General features: G+C 55.7%; 17 protein-coding genes. 13 read left to right on the top strand and 4 right to left on the bottom strand.

What is annotated here, in order from left to right; translation table 11 throughout:
• Positions 1-2: 2 nt before the first annotated feature.
• Complete coding sequence (gene yfcD, locus HF650_RS16210; protein ID WP_023479717.1) at positions 3-551, top strand: NUDIX hydrolase YfcD; 549 nt, start codon at positions 3-5, stop codon at positions 549-551.
• A 212-nt stretch (positions 552-763) separates the two neighbouring features.
• On the opposite strand, the gene pta is transcribed toward yfcD, so the two are convergent.
• Together pta and ackA are read right to left on the bottom strand one after the other, a co-directional pair.
• On the bottom strand, positions 764-2,905 hold the full coding sequence (gene pta / locus HF650_RS16205) for a phosphate acetyltransferase (protein WP_187799502.1): 2,142 nt from the start codon (positions 2,903-2,905) through the stop codon (positions 764-766).
• 82 nt (positions 2,906-2,987) lie between these two features.
• On the bottom strand, positions 2,988-4,190 hold the full coding sequence (gene ackA / locus HF650_RS16200; protein ID WP_187799501.1) for an acetate kinase: 1,203 nt from the start codon (positions 4,188-4,190) through the stop codon (positions 2,988-2,990).
• Positions 4,191-4,526: 336 nt separating this feature from the next.
• Between ackA and yfbV the strand changes: the two genes are divergently transcribed.
• From yfbV to HF650_RS16180, 4 genes are all read left to right on the top strand, one after another.
• The gene (yfbV, locus tag HF650_RS16195; protein ID WP_187799500.1) at positions 4,527-4,982 is read left to right on the top strand and encodes a terminus macrodomain insulation protein YfbV; all 456 of its coding nucleotides are present in this window, start codon (positions 4,527-4,529) and stop codon (positions 4,980-4,982) included.
• 153 nt (positions 4,983-5,135) lie between these two features.
• The gene (locus HF650_RS16190) at positions 5,136-5,630 is read left to right on the top strand and encodes a YfbU family protein (protein ID WP_187799499.1); all 495 of its coding nucleotides are present in this window, start codon (positions 5,136-5,138) and stop codon (positions 5,628-5,630) included.
• Positions 5,631-5,634: 4 nt separating this feature from the next.
• The gene (locus HF650_RS16185; protein ID WP_275944587.1) at positions 5,635-6,300 is read left to right on the top strand and encodes a sugar phosphatase; all 666 of its coding nucleotides are present in this window, start codon (positions 5,635-5,637) and stop codon (positions 6,298-6,300) included.
• Between the two features lie 75 nt (positions 6,301-6,375).
• Positions 6,376-8,208: an SLC13 family permease gene (locus HF650_RS16180; RefSeq protein ID WP_187799497.1), complete on the top strand. Its 1,833-nt coding sequence runs from the start codon at positions 6,376-6,378 to the stop codon at positions 8,206-8,208.
• A gap of 19 nt (positions 8,209-8,227) precedes the next feature.
• Here HF650_RS16180 and yfbR read toward each other — a convergent pair whose 3' ends face one another.
• Both yfbR and HF650_RS16170 read right to left on the bottom strand, forming a co-directional pair.
• The gene (yfbR, locus tag HF650_RS16175) at positions 8,228-8,827 is read right to left on the bottom strand and encodes a 5'-deoxynucleotidase (RefSeq protein WP_187799496.1); all 600 of its coding nucleotides are present in this window, start codon (positions 8,825-8,827) and stop codon (positions 8,228-8,230) included.
• Positions 8,828-8,905: 78 nt separating this feature from the next.
• Positions 8,906-10,120: a pyridoxal phosphate-dependent aminotransferase gene (locus HF650_RS16170; RefSeq protein ID WP_187799495.1), complete on the bottom strand. Its 1,215-nt coding sequence runs from the start codon at positions 10,118-10,120 to the stop codon at positions 8,906-8,908.
• A 936-nt stretch (positions 10,121-11,056) separates the two neighbouring features.
• On the opposite strand from HF650_RS16170, the gene lrhA reads away from it, so the two are divergent.
• The 8 genes from lrhA to nuoH all read left to right on the top strand — a co-directional run bounded on the left by lrhA (position 11,057) and on the right by nuoH (position 21,276).
• A complete protein-coding gene (lrhA, locus tag HF650_RS16165; protein WP_187802718.1) occupies positions 11,057-11,992 on the top strand; it encodes a transcriptional regulator LrhA in 936 nt (311 codons plus the stop codon).
• A gap of 631 nt (positions 11,993-12,623) precedes the next feature.
• The gene (nuoA, locus tag HF650_RS16160; RefSeq protein ID WP_034812950.1) at positions 12,624-13,067 is read left to right on the top strand and encodes an NADH-quinone oxidoreductase subunit NuoA; all 444 of its coding nucleotides are present in this window, start codon (positions 12,624-12,626) and stop codon (positions 13,065-13,067) included.
• A gap of 15 nt (positions 13,068-13,082) precedes the next feature.
• Positions 13,083-13,757: an NADH-quinone oxidoreductase subunit NuoB gene (gene nuoB / locus HF650_RS16155; protein WP_023479723.1), complete on the top strand. Its 675-nt coding sequence runs from the start codon at positions 13,083-13,085 to the stop codon at positions 13,755-13,757.
• Between the two features lie 90 nt (positions 13,758-13,847).
• Entirely contained in the window at positions 13,848-15,650 is a 1,803-nt protein-coding gene (nuoC, locus tag HF650_RS16150; protein WP_128482496.1) for an NADH-quinone oxidoreductase subunit C/D, read from the top strand.
• 2 nt (positions 15,651-15,652) lie between these two features.
• Positions 15,653-16,153, top strand: coding sequence for an NADH-quinone oxidoreductase subunit NuoE (nuoE, locus tag HF650_RS16145; RefSeq protein ID WP_187799494.1), 501 nt, complete (start codon positions 15,653-15,655; stop codon positions 16,151-16,153).
• A complete protein-coding gene (gene nuoF, locus HF650_RS16140; RefSeq protein WP_187799493.1) occupies positions 16,153-17,490 on the top strand; it encodes an NADH-quinone oxidoreductase subunit NuoF in 1,338 nt (445 codons plus the stop codon). Before nuoE ends, nuoF begins: the two co-directional genes overlap by 1 nt.
• A gap of 88 nt (positions 17,491-17,578) precedes the next feature.
• The gene (nuoG, locus tag HF650_RS16135; protein ID WP_187799492.1) at positions 17,579-20,305 is read left to right on the top strand and encodes an NADH-quinone oxidoreductase subunit NuoG; all 2,727 of its coding nucleotides are present in this window, start codon (positions 17,579-17,581) and stop codon (positions 20,303-20,305) included.
• On the top strand, positions 20,302-21,276 hold the full coding sequence (gene nuoH, locus HF650_RS16130; protein ID WP_023479664.1) for an NADH-quinone oxidoreductase subunit NuoH: 975 nt from the start codon (positions 20,302-20,304) through the stop codon (positions 21,274-21,276). Before nuoG ends, nuoH begins: the two co-directional genes overlap by 4 nt.
• Positions 21,277-21,279: the final 3 nt, after the last annotated feature.

The following is a 21,279-nucleotide window of genomic DNA, read 5'->3' as shown; positions in this document are numbered from 1 at the left end:
CGATGGTGGAACAGAGTCATTTTGCAGGCATGGAATGGGTAGATATTGTCAACGAAGACAATGAGGTGATCGCACAGGCCAGCCGGGAGCAAATGCGCGCGCAGTGCCTGCGTCATCGCGCAACCTATATTGTGGTGCATGATGGGATGGGCAATATTCTGGTACAGCGTCGTACCGAGCTAAAAGACTTTATGCCTGGTAAGCTGGACGCCACCGCGGGCGGGGTGGTGCAGGCGGGTGAAAATCTGCTGGAGTCCGCGCGCCGCGAAGCGGAAGAGGAGCTGGGCATTGCCGGCGTACCGTTTGCTGAGCATGGTCAGTTCTACTTTGAAGATGAGCATTGTCGGGTATGGGGCGGGTTGTTCAGCTGCGTCTCCCACGGGCCGTTTGCTCTGCAGGAAGAGGAGGTGAGTGAGGTCTTCTGGATGACGCCGGAAGAGATCACCGCACGCTGCGACGAGTTTACCGATGATTCGTTGAAAGCACTGGCGCTGTGGATGAGCCGTAACGCCAGCAATGATGTGGAAAAACGCGAGCAGGAGACAGAGTAACCGTTCTTGCTTAGTAGAAAAAGCGACCCTCGGGGTCGCTTTTTTTATTGCCGGTTTACGGCTGCGGAGGGTTTTTTGCCGGATGGCGCTGCGCTTATCCGGCCTACAATAACCAGCATAAAAAAGGCGACCCGAAGGTCGCCTTTTTTGTCTGGTGGCGGAGACGCTTATCAAACCGTAGGTCGGATAAGGCACAGCCGCCATTCGACATCTTACTGCTGCTGGGACGCCTGAATCGCGGTCAGAGCGATGGTGTAGACGATATCGTCTACCAGCGCGCCACGAGAGAGGTCGTTCACCGGCTTGCGCATACCCTGCAGCATCGGCCCGATAGAGATCAGGTCGGCAGAGCGCTGCACCGCTTTGTAGGTGGTGTTACCTGTGTTCAGATCCGGGAAGATGAACACGGTAGCGCGACCGGCAACCGGCGAGTTCGGCGCTTTGGATTTCGCCACATCCGCCATCACCGCGGCGTCATACTGCAGCGGACCGTCGATCACCAGGTCAGGACGTTTTTCCTGCGCCAGGCGAGTCGCTTCACGCACTTTCTCAACGTCGCTACCCGCGCCGGAGTTGCCGGTGGAGTAGGAGAGCATCGCCACGCGCGATTCAATGCCGAAAGCGGTCGCAGAGTCAGCGGACTGAATGGCGATCTCTGCCAGCTGTTCAGCGCTCGGATCCGGGTTGATTGCGCAGTCACCGTAAACGTAAACCTGTTCCGGCAGCAGCATAAAGAACACGGAGGAGACCAGCGAGCTGCCCGGTGCTGTTTTAATCAGCTGCAGCGGCGGACGAATAGTGTTCGCGGTGGTGTGAACCGCACCGGAGACCAGGCCGTCAACTTCATCCTGCTCCAGCATCAGCGTGCCGAGCACCACGTTGTCTTCCAGCTGTTCGCGCGCCACGGCTTCGGTCATGCCTTTGCTCTTACGCAGCTCAACCAGGCGAGCGACGTAGCTTTCACGTACCACGTCGGGATCGACGATTTCGATCCCGGCGCCCAGCTCAACACCCTGTGCTGCCGCAACGCGATTGATCTCATCCGGGTTGCCCAGCAGGATACAGGTCGCGATACCGCGCTCAGCACAGATAGCGGCCGCTTTCACGGTACGCGGCTCGTCGCCTTCCGGCAGTACGACGCGTTTGCCCGCTTTGCGCGCCAGCTCGGTCAGCTGGTAACGGAAGGCTGGCGGCGAGAGGCGACGGCTGCGCTCAGAGGTGGCGGTCAGGGAGTCGATCCACTGTGCGTTAATATAACGGGCAACGTACTCCTGCACGTTTTCAATACGCTCGTTATCGTCAACCGGCACTTCCAGGTTGAAGCTCTGCAGGCTCAGGGAGGTCTGCCAGGTGTTGGTATTCACCATAAATACCGGCAGGCCGGTGGCAAACGCGCGTTCGCACAGCTTGCGCACGCTCTCTTCCATCTCGTAGCCGCCGGTCAGGAGCACGGCACCAATCTCAACGCCGTTCATCGCCGCCAGGCAGGCAGCAACCAGCACGTCAGGACGGTCGGCAGAGGTCACCAGCAGTGAGCCCGGACGGAAGTGTTCCAGCATGTGCGGAATGCTGCGCGCACAGAAGGTGACGGACTTCACGCGGCGGGTTTTAATATCGCCTTCGTTGATGATGGTCGCATTCAGGTGGCGCGCCATATCAATCGCACGGGTGGCGATCAGATCGAAGCTCCACGGCACCGCGCCCAGCACGGGCAGAGAGCTGGTCTCTTGCAGCTGCGCAGGATCGATATGCACCACTTTTGCTTTTGAGGAGTCATCAAAGATCTCAGAGAGATCCGGGCGCGTGCGGCCCTGCTCATCAACCGGGGCGTTCAGTTTGTTGACGATAACGCCGGTGATGTTGCTGTTTTTCACGCCGCCGAAGCTGTTACGCGTCAGCTCGATGCGCTCTTTCAGCTGCTCCTGCGTGTCAGTGCCCTGGGACATGACGAAGACGATTTCCGCATTCAGCGTTTTCGCGATTTCGAAGTTCAGGGACTGGGCGAACTGGTGTTTACGGGTCGGGACCAGGCCTTCAACCAGCACCACTTCAGCATCTTTGCTGCTTTCGTGGTAGCGGGCGATGATCTCTTCCATCAGCACATCTTTCTGATTGCTGGAGAGCAGCGACTCGACGTGGCTCATTTTCAGCGGTTCAGCCGCTGGCAGCCCGGAGTTGGCGCGCACGATGGTGGTGGTCTGGTCAGGCGCATCGCCGCCCGCACGTGGCTGGGCGATCGGTTTAAAGACGCTCAGACGAACGCCTTTGCGTTCCATAGCACGGATCACGCCAAGGCTGACGCTGGTCAGGCCGACGCTGGTTCCGGTAGGGATCAGCATAATAATACGGGACACGGTTAATCCTCTTTCGTTACCGTCGAAGCGGACGGGTTACAAAACAGCACCGCCAGCGTTGGCTGGCGGTGTGGGTAAACTATCAGGCAGTCAGGCGGCTTGCGTCTTGCGCAATCACCAGCTCTTCGTTAGTCGGGATAACTATCGCCGGGCGGGTGCCTTCTTTGTTGATAAAACCAGACTTGCCGAAACGGGCAGCCAGGTTGCGTTCGTGGTCAACTTCGAAGCCGAGCACGCCCAGTTTGCCCAGGGAGAGCTCGCGTACCATCGCTGCGTTTTCACCGATACCGCCGGTGAAGATCACCGCGTCCAGACGACCATCCATCAGCGCAGTGTAAGAGCCGATGTATTTCGCCAGGCGATGGCAGTAAACGTCCATCGCACGCTTCGCGTCTTCTTTGGTTTCGTAGTTATCTTCTACATAACGGCAGTCGCTGGTGACTTCGGTCAGGCCCAGCAGGCCAGACTCTTTGGTCAGCATTTTGTTGATCGCTTCAACGCTCATGCCCAGGGTGTCATGCAGATGGAAAATGATCGCCGGGTCGATATCACCAGAACGGGTACCCATTACCAGGCCTTCCAGCGGGGTCAGACCCATGGAGGTATCAACGCACTCGCCGTTACGGATAGCGGAAACAGAGCCGCCGTTGCCGAGGTGGCAGGTGATGATATTCAGTTCAGAAACCGGTTTGTTCAGCACTTTTGCCGCTTCCTGGGTTACATAGAAGTGGCTGGTGCCGTGCGCGCCGTAGCGACGAACGCCGTGCTCTTTGTACAGTTTGTACGGCAGGGCGTAGAGGTAGGACTCTTCCGGCATGGTGGTGTGGAACGCGGTGTCGAACACGGCAACGTTCTTCTCTTTCAGGCTCGGGAAGGATTTCAGCGCTTCGGCGATACCGATCAGGTGAGCCGGGTTATGCAGCGGGGCAAAAGAGGCCGCGTCTTTAATACCCTGAATCACAGAGTCGTCGATCACCACGGAACGGGTGTATTTTTCACCGCCGTGGACGATACGGTGACCGATTGCGGTCAGCTGAGCAGACAGTTCTGGTTTTTGTGCCAGAATAGTGTTAACGATAAAGTTAAGCGCTTCACTGTGAGCGGCACCTGCACCTAAAGCCGCTTCTTGTTTACCGCCATCCATTTTCCACTTGATGCGTGCTTCAGGAAGGTGGAAACATTCGGCTAAACCAGAGAGGTACTCTTCACCGTTAACAGCATCGATAATTGCGAATTTCAGTGAGGAGCTACCGCAGTTCAGAACCAGTACTAACTTACTCGACATGGAAGTACCTATTTATGATACGTGGCTAAAAAAGGTCAGTGAGTCGCACAGCGTAGCGCAGGTTGACGCTGACATTTATGATTAACATCATGTCGAGAGAATTTTCTGACACGATGAAAGAATAGTTAAAATTTTAAGCTATTTTGCGCAATTTTCAGACAGTGGCATAATGAGCTTATTATTTGACGACTCAAATCTATTCGTCTAAGGCCTGGTAAAGGCCGCCACAGAATACCCGATAGCAGGTGGGATTGACAAAAAATTTTAACGTTGTCATTCACAGTTGTTGTTTTGCACGATTTTTTTAATTTTTATATGTGAAGTTGAGGTAAAGCCATGTCAAATCCTGAGATTCGACCCGTCAGTTTCTTCAGTTTATTTCGCCGGGGGCAGCACTACGCGAAGACCTGGCCTATGGAAAAACGCCTCGCTCCCATGTTTGTAGAGAACCGGACTATCCGCGCAACACGCTACGCGATCCGCTTTATGCCGCCACTGGCGATCTTCACTCTCTGCTGGCAAATCGCTCTCGGTGGGCAGCTCGGGCCGGCTGTTGCCACCGCGCTGTTTGCGTTGAGCCTGCCTATGCAGGGGCTATGGTGGCTGGGTAAGCGCTCGGTCACACCGCTGCCACCCTCAATACTCAACTGGTTCTATGAAGTGCGTGGTAAGTTGCAGGATGCAGGACAGGCGCTGGCACCGGTTGAAGGGAAACCAGACTATCAGGCGCTGGCAGATACCCTTAAGCGCGCCTTTAAGCAGCTCGATAAGACCTTTCTTGATGAGCTGTAAAAATTGTGTGTGATTGATAAGAAAGCATCCCCGGATGCTTTCTTTTTTTGCAAGATCCGTGCAACACCCCCGGCAAATCAAGAAAGCGGCTTTTACTCACAGGTAGACTGAGGCCAACTTTTTTACTGCGCCGAAGTGCCACAGGAGTCGAAGATGGAAATGACCAATGCCCAACGTCTGATCCTATCCAATCAATACAAGATGATGACCATGATGGACCCGGCTAATGCGGAGCGCTATCGTCGATTGCAAACCATTATTGAACGGGGATATGGTTTGCAGATGCGCGAGCTGGATCGGGAATTTGGTGAGCTGAAAGAGGAAACGTGCCGCAACATCATCGATATCATGGAGATGTATCACGCGCTCCATGTCTCCTGGACCAACCTGAAAGATAACGCCACCATTGACGAGCGACGCGTCACTTTCCTTGGCTTCGACGCCGCGACCGAAGCGCGCTACCTCGGTTATGTCCGCTTTATGGTTAATATTGAAGGGCGTTATACCCATTTTGATGCCGGTACCCACGGCTTTAACGCCCAAACGCCAATGTGGGATAAATACCAGCGCATGCTGAGCGTCTGGCACGCCTGCCCGCGTCAGTATCACTTGAGCAGCAACGAAATAAACCAAATTCTCAACGCCTGAGGAGGTGAACGTGCAGTGTAAAGGCTTTCTGTTTGATCTGGATGGAACTCTGGTGAATTCACTCCCCGCCGTCGAGCGCGCCTGGTGCAGCTGGGCCGATCGCTTTGGCATCAGCCATGACGAGGTGCTGAATTTTATCCACGGCAAACAGGCTATCACCTCGCTGCGCCACTTTATGGCGGGAGCCTCAGAAGCGGAGATTGCCGCTGAATTTACCCGCCTTGAGCAGATAGAAGCCTCCGATACGGACGGCATTACGCCGCTGCCGGGCGCGATTGAACTGCTTCAGCATCTGGATGAATCGGGTATTCCATGGGCCATTGTCACCTCCGGCTCGGTGCCGGTCGCCCATGCGCGACATCGCGCGACCGGGCTGCCGATGCCAAAAGTCTTCGTCACCGCCGAACAGGTCAAGCATGGCAAACCTGAACCGGACGCCTACCTGCTCGGCGCCGAGCTGTTAGGGCTGGCACCAGAAACCTGCGTGGTGGTAGAAGATGCGGCTGCGGGCGTACTCTCTGGTCTCGCAGCAGGCTGTCATGTGATTGCCGTCAATGTGCCGCCGGGTTCACCCGGGCTTGAGAAGGTCGACTTTTCGCTGACCAGCCTGGAGGCGATAAGCGTCGCAAAACAGCATGACGGCATCGTCAGCGTCGAGCTGAAAGCCTGATTTAATAATGCAACCCCACCGCGGTGGGGTTTTTTATGGCACGCTTTTACCACGCTCAACTTACAAGGACAGGTTGTGAACGGTGAATTGATTTGGGTTCTCTCTCTGCTGGGTATTGCCGTGGTGCTCTTTGCGACGGGAAAAGTACGCATGGACGCGGTGGCGCTGTTTGTTATTGTGGCCTTTGTGCTGAGCGGCACCCTGACGCTTACCGAAGCGCTCTCTGGTTTTAGCGATCCCAACGTTATTTTGATTGCCGCACTCTTTATTATCGGCGATGGGCTGGTGCGCACCGGCGTGGCGACCAATATGGGCGCATGGCTGGTGACAATGGCGGGCAGCAGCGAAACCAAAATGCTGGTTCTGTTGATGATTACCGTCGCTGGGCTCGGTGCTTTTATGAGCTCGACCGGCGTGGTGGCGATTTTTATCCCTGTGGTGCTGAGCGTCTCGCTGCGGATGCAGGTCTCGCCGTCGCGGTTGATGATGCCGCTCAGCTTCGCCGGGCTGATTAGCGGCATGATGACGCTGGTGGCAACCCCGCCAAACCTGGTGGTGAACAGTGAACTGCTACGCGAAGGGTTAGAGGGATTTGGCTTTTTCAGCGTCACGCCGCTTGGTCTGGTTATCTTGCTGCTCGGCATCGTCTACATGCTGTTAATGCGCTTTACGCTGAATGCGGAGGGGAGTGATGCCCAGCGCGAGAGTTGGAAGCGGCGCTCGTTTCGCGATCTGATCCGTGAATACCACCTGGTGGGACGCGCGCGCAGGCTGGCGATCCGCCCCGGCTCGCCGATGATTGGTCAGCGTCTCGACGATTTGCAACTGCGTGAGCGGTATGGGGCTAACGTCATTGGCGTTGAGCGCTGGCGGCGTTTTCGCCGCGTGATTGTGAATGTTAATGGCGTTTCGGAGTTTCGCGCCCGCGACGTGCTATTGATTGACATGTCCTCGGCGGATATCGACCTGCGCCAGTTCTGCAGTGAGCAGCAGCTGGAGCCGATGATCCTGCGCGGGGAGTACTTCTCTGACCAGGCGCTGGATGTCGGCATGGCGGAAGTTTCGCTGATCCCTGACTCTGAACTGCTGGGTAAAACGGTGCGTGAAATCGGTTTTCGTACCCGCTACGGGCTGAACGTGGTGGGCCTGAAGCGCAATGGCGTGGCGCTGGAAGGGGCGGTCACCGACGAGCCGCTACAACTCGGCGACATTTTCCTTGTGGTCGGCAACTGGAAGTTAATCAGCCAGCTTGCCGGACACGCCCGCGACTTTGTGGTGCTGAACTTGCCCGTTGAAGAGAGCGCGGCCTCGCCGGCACACAGCCAGGCGCCGCATGCCATTTTCTGTCTGGTGTTGATGGTTGCGCTGATGCTGACGGACGATATTCCCAACCCGATTGCCGCCATTATCGCCTGCATGCTGATGGGGAAATTCCGCTGCATCGACGCCGAGAGCGCCTATAAAGCGATCCACTGGCCGAGCATCATTCTGATTGTCGGCATGATGCCCTTTGCGCTGGCGCTGCAAAAAACCGGCGGGGTCGATCTGGTCGTGAAAGCATTGATGGAGTTGGGCGGCGGCTATGGCCCGCACCTGATGCTGATCTGCCTGTTTGTGATGTGCGCGGCGATAGGGCTGTTTATCTCCAATACCGCCACGGCTGTCTTAATGGCACCGATTGCATTGGCGGCGGCGAAGTCGATGGGCGTCTCGCCTTATCCTTTCGCCATGATGGTAGCGATGGCCGCCTCTGCCGCCTTTATGACGCCGGTATCCTCACCGGTCAATACGCTGGTATTAGGTCCGGGCAACTACCGGTTTAGCGACTTTATTAAACTCGGCGTGCCCTTTACGCTGCTGGTGATGATGGTGTGCGTAGTGATGATCCCGATGCTGTTTCCGTTTTAACCTGGCCTCTTCGCCCTTGTCATAAGGGCGAATCCTGGCTGATCTCATCCAGCGACAGCTGGAAGCTCGGCACAAACACTTGCATAAAGTAGTCCATCTCCGGGCTGCGCCTGGCATCAAGAGTTTTCTCCAACCGTGATTTAGCCAGCAGAAACTCATTATTGCCGGCGGAAAGCTCCTCCAGGCATTTCAGGTAGGCGCAGAGCGCATCGGCCTGTTTAACAATCGATCTCTCCTCCTCGCTGTAGTGATGCTCATCAATCAGCGGGGCGAAAATATCCTGCAGCTCTTCGGGCACCATTTCCACCAGCTTCTGCTGGGCGATCTTCTCAATCGCTTTGTACTCCTGAGCAATCTGTGAGTTGAAGTACTTCACCGGCGTCGGGAGATCGCCGGTGATCACTTCAGAGGCATCGTGGTAAATCGCCAGCAGCGCAATGCGTTCTGCATTGAGCGCGCCGCCGAATTTGCGATTTTTGATCGCCGCCAGCGCGTGCGCGACCATCGCCACTTGCAGGCTATGCTCGGAAACATTCTCGGTGCGCACGTTGCGCATCAGCGGCCATCGGTTGATCAGTTTCAGGCGGGAGAGGTGGGCGAAGAAGTGACTCTGACTCATAGTTAACCTTGTCTTGAATACGACCTGGGCCATTGTGCGCAGAGAGTAGGGGAAGATGCAAATCCTCCCCTGAAGCATTTACTGATGATAACCGGAGAGGAAACGCCCGAAGCGGGTGATCGCCATTTCCAGATCGTCTTCGCGCGGCAGCGTGACGATACGGACGTGATCCGGCCACGGCCAGTTGAAAGCGGTGCCCTGAACCAGCAGCACCTTCTCCTGTAGCAGGAAGTCGAGCACCATCTTCTGGTCATCATGAATATTGAAGCGTTTTGCGTCAATTTTCGGGAACATGTAGAGTGCGCCGCTCGGCTTTACGCAGGAGACGCCGGGGATCTCATTAATCAGCTCCCACGCGCGGTTGCGCTGCTCATAGAGACGCCCGCCGGGCACGATAAATTCGCTGATACTCTGATAGCCGCCGAGCGCGGTCTGGATCGCGTGCTGTGCCGGGACGTTGGCGCACAGGCGCATTGAGGCGAGCATCTCCAGCCCTTCGATGTAGCCTTTAGCGTGCTTTTTCGGCCCGCTCAGCACCATCCATCCCTGGCGGAAACCGGCTACGCGGTAGGTTTTTGACAGACCGTTAAAGGTGATGGTGAAGAGATCAGGTGCCAGCGCGGCAATCGAGTGGTGCTGCGCTTCGTCATAGAGGATCTTGTCGTAGATCTCATCGGCGAAAATAATCAGGTTGTGCTGACGCGCCAGCTCGACAATCTCCAGCAGCAGCTCTTTTGAGTAAACTGCGCCGGTCGGGTTATTCGGGTTGATGATCACAATCCCGCGCGTACGCGGGGTGATTTTGGCACGAATGTCATCCAGATCAGGGAACCAGCCCGCCGATTCATCACAAAGATAGTGTACCGCTTTGCCGCCCGAGAGCGACACTGCCGCAGTCCACAGCGGGTAGTCGGGGGCGGGAACCAGCATCTCATCGCCGCTGTTCAGCAGCGCCTGCATCGACTGGACGATCAGCTCAGAGACGCCGTTGCCGATATAGATATCTTCGACGGTGACTTCGCGCATGCCGCGCGCCTGATAGTGCTGCATGATCGCTTTACGGGCAGAGTAGAGCCCTTTTGAATCACAGTAGCCCTGAGCACCTGGAAGGTTGCGGATCACATCGACCAGAATTTCATCCGGGGCTTCGAAGCCAAACGGGGCAGGGTTGCCGATGTTGAGTTTGAGAACTTTGTTGCCTTCTTCTTCCAGACGCTTCGCTTCTTTAAGAACCGGGCCACGGATGTCATAACAGACATTATCTAACTTGCTGGATTTTTCGATGGAGGACATGAACCTTTGCCTTTTTACTGGAATTGCCACTTCCTGCCGTGGAAGTGAACACGGAACAATGTACTCCCACGCCCGCCTGTTTTGAAGGGTCAACAGAAGAAGATTTTGCCTAACCGGGTAGCTGCCTTTAGCGATCTTTTAACTATCAAACATCTATTTTTACCCTTTTACATGCTGATTATTCACAAATTGATAGCGATTTTTCTCTTTAAAAATCATTTTATTGCTATTTTTCACCGCGCTTCTCCTTTTCTGCAGAAGGGATTTTAATTTTTGTTACGGCTAGCAGTGAAGATAAAAGGGAAGGGGGGTGTATAAAAGGAAGATATAAAGTAACAGTAAGTGCCGCGCCGGCTTGCTGTGAAGATAATGTTAATTTCTATTAAAGAGATACTTTTCCAGAACCGTTCGCTATTTAATATTGAGAATAGTAACTATGACTATCACTAATATTTATATGTCTCATTTTTTCGTACTGACATTTTCAAAATTTAAGATAATTCGTATTAACGCTTATAAATAAAAAGGTTTTGGGGTAAACTCAGACAGCCTGAAAGGGCACTCAGGAACAAAGCCCTGAGTTCGGTAAGGTTGAATTCTTAATTTTACTTAATTGCTATTACTCTTTTTTCTTCAGAGCCTCTGTTGGGTTCACATTTATCTGCGCCGCGCGATGTTAAATCGGTATTCGCCGCGAAAGACGCGTTTTAAATGCATCAACACAATTTGGCAGATTTATATATCCCGGGCCGGGATAGCTGCTGAATAACGACGTTGAGTTCTGCTTGCATCAGATGGCGAACTAAAACATCACACCTGTTGCCAGGCTTCCGGCAATAGCAGTGCAGGATGCGCTTTTTAAATGGACTTACTTAATCTTATGAACACAGCATAAACCCGGGGCACTCAACGCGAGCAACCCGTAAGTGAAAAATGATGATAAATGCAAATCGTCCGATACTGAATCTCGACCTCGATCTGCTGAGAACCTTTGTTGCGGTCGCGGATTTAAACACCTTTGCGGCGGCCGCAGCGGCGGTGTGCCGAACGCAATCCGCGGTAAGCCAGCAAATGCAGCGCCTCGAACAGCTAGTGGGAAAAGAGCTATTCGCCCGTCATGGTCGCAATAAATTACTGACTGAGCATGGCATTCAGCTATTAGGCTATGCGAGAAAGATCTTACGTTTCAATGATGAAGCCTGCACCTCTCTGATGTTCAGCAATTTGCAGGGCGTGTTAACTATTGGTGCATCAGATGAATCGGCCGATACGATATTGCCGTTCCTGCTTAATCGTATTAGCTCGGTCTATCCAAAACTCGCCCTGGATGTGCGGGTGAAACGTAATCCACTGAGCAACGATCAGCTTCAGGAGGATGAGGTTGATCTGGTGGTGACTACACATCGTGTAGCTCCCTTTGACTATTTGACGCTGCGTACCTCACCAACGCTCTGGTATTGCGCAGCAGAGTATGTGCTGCAAAAAGGCGAGGCGGTGCCGCTGGTACTGCTCGATGAGCCGAGCCCGTTCCGCGATATGGTGCTTAACGCACTAAACGAAGCCGGGATCCCATGGCGCATGGCCTATGTGGCCTCAACGCTCTCTGCGGTGAAAGCCGCTGTTAAAGCGGGGCTCGGCGTAACGGCGCGACCGGTGGAGATGATGAGTCCTGATCTGCGCGTGTTGAGCAGCGCTGAAGGCTTCCCGGTGCTGCCGGAAACGGAATATCTCCTTTCGCGTAATCCAAACAGCTCAAATGAGCTGGCGCAAGTGATCTTTGACGCCATGGAGCACTATCGCGACCCCTGGCACTACAAGGGCGCTACTCCCGAAGGGGGAGACGAGCAGCTGCTGGTTGATGGGGATTTTTAACTACCATTTCGCTTCAAACTGGTAACAATTTATAAGTGCAAAAATGACCCGCTGATGTCAGAAATGGAAACAACGGGTCATTTTTTTGCATAAATTATAAGCAATGGAATTATTCCCCTTCTAAATCATTCTTTCTTTCAATCTGTTAATGCACCTCACAGCATAATTCCCCTTTATCATCTATAGTCTTTCATGCCCTCTGCTCATGTTAAAAAACAAGCAAGATTGTTGCCGAATCATTGTATGAATTAACAAAAGCGTGTCTCAGATCAAAAAAATACCTCCGTAGAGGGGGAGGAATCCTGGATAAATCCTGTCAAAATAGGAGGGTAATTTTTGTAATCCTTCACAACGGACTCGATTCAACACCGGATTTTGCCGCAGGAAAAGTTGTTGCTGGTCAATAAAACGGCACTAAATGTTAATGGATTGCTGCCGATGTAAACTAATGTGAGGAAACTTTTGTTAAAGTTGACAAAAGGTTATAGAAAGGAGTAAAAACCCACATCATTTAGCTGTTTTTCAGCTTTTTGCACAGTAAGTATGTGGTTTTTTATTCCTCCCCGTGAATCGATGTGGCGTCATCTGCCAGCAAGAGCAGAGGTTTTAACGCTACCTTTTGAGTTAAGCAATGCGTATGTCAACATCCACTGAAATCATCGCTCATCACTGGGCATTCGCTGTCTTTCTTATTGTCGCCATCGGCCTCTGTTGCCTCATGCTGGTCGGCGGTCGGTTTTTGGGCGGACGCGCGCGCGCAAGGCACAAAAACGTACCTTTCGAATCTGGTATCGACTCCGTCGGTTCCGCTCGCTTACGTCTCTCCGCCAAGTTCTATCTGGTTGCCATGTTCTTCGTCATCTTCGATGTCGAAGCGCTCTATCTCTACGCATGGTCTACGTCCATTCGTGAGAGTGGCTGGGTAGGGTTTGCCGAAGCCGCAATTTTTATCTTAGTGCTGCTTGCTGGTCTGGTTTATCTGGTGCGTATTGGCGCGCTCGATTGGACGCCGGTGCGTTCGCGCCGCGCGCAGGTTAACCCTGAGACCAACAGCTACACTGACAGTCAACGCTAACCGCGAGGCAATAAGATGGATTATACGCTCACCCGCATAGATCCTAACGGTGAGAACGACCGTTACCCCCTGCAAAAACAGGAGATCGTAACTGACCCCCTGGAACAAGAGATCAACCGTAGCGTCTACATGGGCAAGCTCGAAAATGTCCTGCACGATATGGTGAACTGGGGACGTAAGAACTCTATTTGGCCGTACAACTTCGGCCTTTCATGCTGCTACGTCGAGATGGTGACCTCGTTTACCGCCGTGCACGACGTCGCGCGTTTTGGCGCAGAAGTACTGCGTGCCTCGCCGCGTCAGGCTGACCTGATGGTTGTTGCCGGTACGCCGTTTACCAAGATGGCACCGGTTATCCAACGCCTGTATGACCAGATGCTGGAGCCGAAATGGGTTATCTCCATGGGAGCCTGCGCAAACTCTGGCGGTATGTACGACATCTACTCCGTCGTGCAGGGCGTCGACAAATTTATCCCGGTGGATGTGTACATCCCTGGCTGCCCGCCGCGTCCTGAAGCCTATATGCAGGCGCTGATGCTGCTGCAGGAGTCGATTGGCAAGGAGCGTCGTCCGCTCTCCTGGGTGGTTGGCGATCAGGGCGTTTATCGCGCCAATATGCAGTCAGAGCGTGAACGTAAACGCGGTGAACGTATTGCCGTCACCAACCTGCGTTCACCGGACGAGATTTAATTTGCGCCTGTGGGCAAGGGTAAGAAGCGTCGCATTTCAATAATCCAATAACGCGACGCGCTGCCCCACAGTCACCACGGACCCTTTGCAATGGTGAAAAATATGACCGATTTAACTGCGCAAGAAGCCCCATGGCAGACCCGGGATCATCTGGATGATCCGGTCATTGGCGAATTGCGCAACCGTTTTGGGCCGGATGCCTTTTCCGTTCAGGCGACCCGCACCGGGGTACCCGTCGTTTGGGTGAAGCGTGAGCAGTTACTGGAAGTGGTCGATTTCTTAAAGAAATTGCCGAAGCCTTACGTCATGCTGTTCGATCTTCACGGCATGGACGAGCGTCTACGCACACACCGCGCCGGTCTGCCCGCCGCGGATTTTTCCGTTTTCTACCACTTCCTGTCGATCGATCGTAACAGCGACATCATGCTGAAAGTGGCTCTTGCAGAAAACGATTTGCATGTGCCGACCATCACTAAACTCTTCCCGAACGCCAACTGGTATGAGCGTGAAACCTGGGAGATGTTTGGTATCACTTTTGATGGCCACCCGCATCTGACGCGCATCATGATGCCGCAGACCTGGACCGGCCACCCGCTGCGCAAAGACTACCCGGCGCGCGCGACCGAATTCGATCCGTTTGAGCTAACCAAAGCCAAGCAGGATCTGGAGATGGAGGCGCTGACCTTCAAGCCGGAAGATTGGGGCATGAAGCGCGGCACCGACAATGAGGACTTCATGTTCCTCAACCTCGGTCCCAACCACCCCTCTGCGCACGGTGCGTTCCGTATTATTCTGCAACTTGATGGCGAAGAGATCGTCGACTGCGTGCCGGATATTGGTTATCACCACCGCGGCGCGGAGAAGATGGGCGAACGCCAGTCATGGCACAGCTACATTCCTTATACCGACCGCGTTGAGTACCTTGGCGGTTGCGTCAACGAGATGCCGTACGTACTGGCGGTAGAGAAACTGGCGGGCATTACCGTACCGGAACGCGTGGAAGTGATCCGCGTTATGCTCTCTGAGCTGTTCCGCATCAACAGCCACCTGCTCTATATCTCCACCTTTATTCAGGACGTCGGCGCGATGACGCCGGTCTTCTTCGCCTTTACCGATCGTCAAAAAATCTACGATCTGGTGGAAGCGATCACCGGTTTCCGTATGCACCCGGCCTGGTTCCGCATCGGCGGCGTCGCGCACGATCTGCCGCGCGGTTGGGATCGCCTGCTGCGTGAGTTCCTCGACTGGATGCCGAAACGTCTGGCGTCCTATGAGAAAGCCGCACTGCGCAACTCCATTCTGAAAGGCCGTGCCCAGGGCGTTGCCGCTTACGGTGCGAAAGAGGCGCTGGAGTGGGGCACCACCGGTGCAGGCCTGCGTGCTACCGGCATCAACTTTGACGTGCGTAAAGCTCGCCCGTACTCCGGCTATCAGAACTTCGACTTCGAAATCCCGGTCGGCGGTGGCGTCAGCGACTGCTACACCCGCGTGATGCTGAAAGTAGAAGAGCTGCGCCAGAGCCTGCGCATTCTTGAGCAGTGCCTCAACAATATGCCGGAAGGGCCGTTTAAAGCGGATCACCCGCTGACCACGCCGCCGCCGAAAGAGCGCACGCTGCAACATATCGAAACCCTGATTACTCACTTCCTACAGGTATCGTGGGGCCCGGTGATGCCGGCCAACGAATCCTTCCAGATGATTGAAGCAACCAAGGGTATCAACAGTTACTACCTGACCAGTGACGGCAGCACCATGAGCTACCGTACCCGTATCCGCACGCCGAGTTTCCCGCATCTGCAGCAAATTCCGGCGGCAATCCGCGGCAGCCTGGTCTCAGACTTGATTGTCTACCTGGGTAGTATCGATTTTGTTATGTCAGATGTGGACCGCTAATTATGCACGAGAATCAACAACCAGAAACCGGGGCTTTTGAGCTGAGTGCGGCAGAGCGTGAGGCAATTGAGCACGAGAAGCACCACTATGAAGACCCGCGTGCGGCGTCCATTGAAGCGCTGAAGATCGTTCAGAAACAGCGTGGCTGGGTGCCGGACGGCGCAATTTACGCTATCGCCGAGGTGCTGGGCATTCCGGCGAGCGATGTCGAAGGCGTAGCCACCTTCTACAGCCAGATCTTCCGCCAGCCGGTCGGCCGCCATGTGATCCGCTACTGCGATAGCGTGGTGTGTCACATCACGGGCTATCAGGGGATCCAGTCGGCGATTGAGAGCCACCTGAAGATCAAGCCGGGCCAGACCACGTTTGATGGCCGCTTTACGCTGCTGCCAACCTGCTGCCTGGGCAACTGCGACAAAGGGCCGACCATGATGATCGATGAGGACACCCACAGTTCTCTGACGCCGGAAACGATCCCTGACTTGCTGGAGCGGTATAAATAATGAAGACCATTATCCGTACTCCCGAAACCCATCCGCTGACCTGGCGTCTGCGCGATGACAAACAGCCGGTCTGGCTTGAAGAGTACCAGAGCAAGAACGGCTATGCCGGTGCGCGTAAAGCCCTCACCGGGCTGGCACCGGACGAGATCGTCAACCAGGTAAAAGACGCCGGCCTGAAAGGGCGCGGCGGCGCGGGCTTCTCCACGGGTCTTAAGTGGAGCCTGATGCCGAAAGACGAATCGATGAACATCCGTTACCTGCTGTGTAACGCCGATGAGATGGAGCCGGGCACCTATAAAGACCGACTGCTGATGGAGCAGCTGCCGCACCTGCTGATGGAAGGCATGCTGATCTCTGCCTTTGCGTTGAAAGCCTATCGTGGCTACATCTTCCTGCGCGGTGAGTACATCGAAGCAGCGGTGCATCTGCGTCGCGCCATTGCGGAAGCCACCGAAGCGGGCTTCCTCGGCAAAAATATTCTCGGCAGCGGGTTCGATTTCGAACTTATCGTCCATACCGGCGCGGGTCGTTATATCTGCGGCGAAGAGACGGCGCTGATCAACTCGCTGGAGGGGCGTCGCGCGAACCCGCGCTCAAAACCGCCTTTCCCGGCAAGCTCCGGCGTATGGGGTAAACCGACCTGCGTTAACAACGTCGAAACCCTGTGTAACGTCCCGGCAATTCTCGCCAATGGCGTGGAGTGGTATCAGAGCCTGTCAACCAGCAAAGATGCCGGTACCAAACTGATGGGCTTCTCCGGCCGCGTGAAAAACCCGGGCGTCTGGGAGCTGCCGTTTGGCACCACCGCGCGCGAAATCCTCGAAGAGTATGCGGGCGGCATGCGCGACGGGCTGAAATTCAAAGCCTGGCAGCCGGGCGGCGCGGGAACCGACTTCCTTACCGAAGCGCACCTCGATCTGCCGATGGAGTTCGAGAGCATCGGTAAAGCGGGCAGCCGTTTGGGTACCGCGCTGGCGATGGCCGTTGATCATGAAATTGGCATGGTGCCGCTGGTGCGTAACCTGGAAGAGTTCTTCGCCCGCGAGTCCTGCGGCTGGTGTACGCCGTGCCGCGACGGGCTGCCGTGGAGCGTCAAAATCCTGCGTGCGCTGGAGCGAGGCGAAGGCCAGCCTGGCGATATCGAAACCCTGGAGCAACTCTGCCGCCAGCTGGGGCCGGGTAAAACCTTCTGCGCACACGCGCCGGGTGCGGTTGAACCGTTACAGAGCGCGATTAAGTATTTCCGCGAAGAGTTCGAAGCGGGGATCAAGCAGCAATTCAGCAATACCCATGCGATTGGCGGTATCCAGCCAAACCTGCTGAAAGCGCGCTGGTAATGGTTCCCCCTCATCATGAGCAGGTGAGGGGATGCGGAACGAATTTGATTAATTCTCAGCTCCGGCTGAGACAACTGGAAGCATGCTAATGGCTACTATTCACGTAGACGGCAAAGAATATGAGGTAAACGGCGCAGACAACCTGTTAGAGGCTTGTCTCTCGTTGGGCCTTGATATTCCTTATTTTTGCTGGCATCCGGCGCTGGGGAGCGTGGGTGCGTGCCGCCAGTGTGCGGTGAAGCAATATCAAAACGCGGAAGACACGCGTGGCCGCCTGGTTATGTCCTGTATGACACCGGCATCCGACGGCACATTTATCTCTATCGACGATCACGAAGCAAAAGAGTTCCGTGAGAGCGTGGTGGAGTGGTTAATGACTAACCACCCGCACGACTGTCCGGTCTGCGAAGAGGGTGGTAACTGTCACCTTCAGGATATGACGGTGATGACCGGTCACAGCTTCCGTCGCTACCGTTTCACTAAACGTACGCACCGTAACCAGGATCTCGGCCCGTTCATCTCCCACGAGATGAACCGCTGTATCGCCTGCTACCGCTGTGTGCGTTACTACAAAGATTATGCCGACGGTACCGATCTGGGCGTCTATGGCGCACATGACAACGTCTACTTCGGCCGCCCGGAAGAGGGCACGCTGGAGAGCGAGTTCTCCGGTAACCTGGTGGAAATCTGCCCGACCGGCGTTTTCACCGATAAAACCCACTCCGAGCGCTATAACCGTAAATGGGATATGCAGTTCGCGCCGAGCATCTGCCAGCAGTGCTCGATCGGCTGTAACACCAGCCCGGGTGAGCGTTACGGCGAGCTACGTCGTATCGAAAACCGCTACAACGGCACGGTTAACCACTACTTCCTCTGCGACCGCGGTCGTTTCGGCTATGGCTACGTCAATCTGAAAGATCGTCCGCGCCAGCCGGTACAGCGTCGCGGCGACGATCTCATCACCCTCAACGCCGAGCAGGCGATGCAGGGCGCGGCAGATATTCTGCGCCAGTCGAAGAAAGTGATCGGTATCGGTTCCCCGCGCGCAAGCGTCGAGAGCAACTTCGCGCTGCGCGAACTGGTCGGTGCGGATAACTTCTATACCGGTATCGCCAAAGGTGAGCAGGAGCGTCTGACGCTGGCACTGAAAGTGCTGCGCGAAGGCGGCATCCGTACTCCGGCGCTGCGAGAAATCGAATCTTACGACGCTGTGCTGATCCTCGGCGAAGACGTGACCCAGACCGGCGCGCGCGTCGCGCTGGCGGTACGCCAGGCGGTGAAAGGTAAAGCCCGTGAAATGGCAGCGGCGCAGAAAGTCGCCGACTGGCAGATTGCGGCGATCATGAACATCGGTCAGCGCGCTAAACATCCGTTATTTGTCACCAACGTCGACAGCACCCGTCTGGACGATATCGCCGCGTGGACCTACCGCGCGCCGGTAGAAGATCAGGCGCGTTTAGGTTTTGCCATCGCCCATGCGCTGGATAACTCCGCACCGGCGGTTGACGGCCTGAGCAGCGATCTGCAGGGCAAAGTGGATGTGATTGTCCAGGCACTGGCCGGGGCGAAGAAACCGCTGATTATCTCCGGCACTAACGCCGGTAGCACCGACGTGATCCACGCGGCGGCGAACGTGGCGAAAGCGCTGAAAGGGCGCGGTGCTGATGTCGGCATCACCATGATTGCCCGCTCCGTTAACAGCATGGGCCTTGGCCTTATTGGCGGCGGCAGCCTCGATGATGCACTCTCCGAACTGGAGAGCGGCAGTGCCGACGCGGTCGTGGTGCTGGAAAACGATCTGCACCGTCACGCTTCTGCTGCGCGCGTTGACGCTGCGCTGGCGAAAGCGCCGCTGGTGCTGGTGGTCGATCACCAGCGCACCGCGATTATGGATAACGCTCACCTGGTGCTCTCTGCGGCAAGCTTCGCAGAGAGCGACGGCACGGTCATTAACAACGAAGGTCGCGCCCAGCGCTTCTTCCAGGTTTATGACCCGAGCTACTACGACAACAAAGCGCTGATGCTGGAAAGCTGGCGCTGGCTGCACTCGCTGCACAGCACCGTGCTGAACCGCGAGGTGGACTGGACGCAGCTCGATCATGTGATCGATGCCGCCGTTACCGCGCTGCCGCAACTGTCAGGCATCAAGAATGCCGCACCGGATGCCAGCTTCCGCATTCGCGGGCAGAAACTGGCACGTGAGCCGCATCGCTACAGCGGCCGCACCGCAATGCGCGCCAATATCAGCGTTCACGAACCGCGCCAGCCGCAGGATAAAGACACCATGTTCGCCTTCTCGATGGAAGGGAACAACCAGCCTTCAGCCCCGCGCTCGCAAATTCCGTTTGCCTGGGCACCGGGCTGGAACTCCCCGCAGGCCTGGAATAAATTCCAGGACGAAGTGGGCGGTCACCTGCGTCACGGCGATCCGGGCGTGCGCCTGATTGAAGCGACGGAGACCGGGCTGGATTACTTCACTGTTGTTCCTGGCGCCTTCAGCGCACAGGATGGCGAGTGGCGTATCGCGCCTTACTATCACCTGTTTGGCAGCGATGAGCTGTCACAGCGTTCGCCGGTGTTCCAGAGCCGTATGCCGCAGCCTTACATCACGCTTAACCCGGCCGATGCCGCGAAGCTTGGCGTAAACGCAGGCGCGCACGTCTCCTTCACCTACGAAGGGCAGACCCTCAGCTTGCCGCTGCAGGTATCGGAAGGTCTGACGGCGGGGCAGGTCGGTTTGCCGATGGGCATGCCGGGTATTGCACCGGTGCTGGCCGGGGCACGTCTTGAAAATCTGCGGGAGGCGCAAGCATGAGCTGGTTAACACCGGATGTTATCGACATTCTGTTAAGCATTCTGAAAGCGGTGGTCATCCTGCTGGTGGTGGTCACCTGCGGCGCCTTCATGAGCTTTGGCGAACGTCGCCTGCTCGGCCTGTTCCAGAACCGTTATGGGCCGAACCGGGTGGGCTGGGGTGGTTCACTCCAGCTGGTCGCGGACATGATCAAGATGTTCTTTAAAGAGGACTGGATCCCGCGCTTCTCGGATCGCGTGATCTTCACCCTCGCACCGGTGATCGCCTTCACCTCGCTGCTGTTAGCCTTCGCCATTGTGCCGGTCAGCCCTACCTGGGTGGTGGCCGACCTCAACATCGGGATCCTCTTCTTCCTGATGATGGCGGGTCTGGCAGTTTACGCGGTACTGTTCGCTGGCTGGTCCAGTAACAACAAATACTCGCTGCTCGGCGCGATGCGTGCCTCTGCGCAAACCCTCAGCTACGAAGTGTTCCTCGGGCTCTCGCTGATGGGCGTGGTGGCGCAGGCCGGTTCATTCAACATGACCGACATCGTCAACAACCAGGCGGGCTTGTGGAACGTTATTCCGCAGTTCTTCGGCTTCGTTACCTTCGCTATTGCTGGCGTTGCGGTGTGTCACCGTCACCCGTTTGACCAGCCGGAAGCGGAGCAGGAGCTGGCGGATGGTTACCATATCGAATACTCCGGCATGAAGTTCGGTCTCTTCTTCGTCGGCGAGTATATCGGTATCGTTACCATCTCTGCGCTGATGGTCACCCTCTTCTTTGGTGGCTGGCAGGGTCCGCTGTTACCGCCGTTTATCTGGTTCGCGCTGAAAACCGCGTTCTTTATGATGATGTTCATTTTGATTCGCGCCGCACTGCCGCGTCCTCGCTACGATCAGGTGATGTCTTTCGGCTGGAAAATCTGCCTGCCGCTGACGCTGCTTAACCTGCTGGGTACCGCGGCAGTCATTCTGTGGCAGCAATAAGGG

The organism is Kosakonia sp. SMBL-WEM22, assembly GCF_014490785.1.
Lineage (GTDB): Bacteria > Pseudomonadota > Gammaproteobacteria > Enterobacterales > Enterobacteriaceae > Kosakonia.
The sequence above is the reverse complement of the archived record's forward strand: the minus strand, read 5'-3'. Positions and strand labels throughout refer to the sequence as shown.

Coding starts and splice junctions, on each gene's coding strand:
- yfcD (WP_023479717.1), top strand. CDS start 3: ATGGTGGAACAGAGTCATTTTGCAGGCATGGAATGGGTAGATATTGTC.
- ackA (WP_187799501.1), bottom strand. CDS start 4,190: ATGTCGAGTAAGTTAGTACTGGTTCTGAACTGCGGTAGCTCCTCACTG.
- yfbV (WP_187799500.1), top strand. CDS start 4,527: ATGTCAAATCCTGAGATTCGACCCGTCAGTTTCTTCAGTTTATTTCGC.
- HF650_RS16190 (WP_187799499.1), top strand. CDS start 5,136: ATGGAAATGACCAATGCCCAACGTCTGATCCTATCCAATCAATACAAG.
- yfbR (WP_187799496.1), bottom strand. CDS start 8,827: ATGAGTCAGAGTCACTTCTTCGCCCACCTCTCCCGCCTGAAACTGATC.
- HF650_RS16170 (WP_187799495.1), bottom strand. CDS start 10,120: ATGTCCTCCATCGAAAAATCCAGCAAGTTAGATAATGTCTGTTATGAC.
- lrhA (WP_187802718.1), top strand. CDS start 11,057: ATGATAAATGCAAATCGTCCGATACTGAATCTCGACCTCGATCTGCTG.
- nuoA (WP_034812950.1), top strand. CDS start 12,624: ATGCGTATGTCAACATCCACTGAAATCATCGCTCATCACTGGGCATTC.
- nuoB (WP_023479723.1), top strand. CDS start 13,083: ATGGATTATACGCTCACCCGCATAGATCCTAACGGTGAGAACGACCGT.
- nuoC (WP_128482496.1), top strand. CDS start 13,848: ATGGTGAAAAATATGACCGATTTAACTGCGCAAGAAGCCCCATGGCAG.
- nuoE (WP_187799494.1), top strand. CDS start 15,653: ATGCACGAGAATCAACAACCAGAAACCGGGGCTTTTGAGCTGAGTGCG.
- nuoF (WP_187799493.1), top strand. CDS start 16,153: ATGAAGACCATTATCCGTACTCCCGAAACCCATCCGCTGACCTGGCGT.
- nuoG (WP_187799492.1), top strand. CDS start 17,579: ATGGCTACTATTCACGTAGACGGCAAAGAATATGAGGTAAACGGCGCA.
- nuoH (WP_023479664.1), top strand. CDS start 20,302: ATGAGCTGGTTAACACCGGATGTTATCGACATTCTGTTAAGCATTCTG.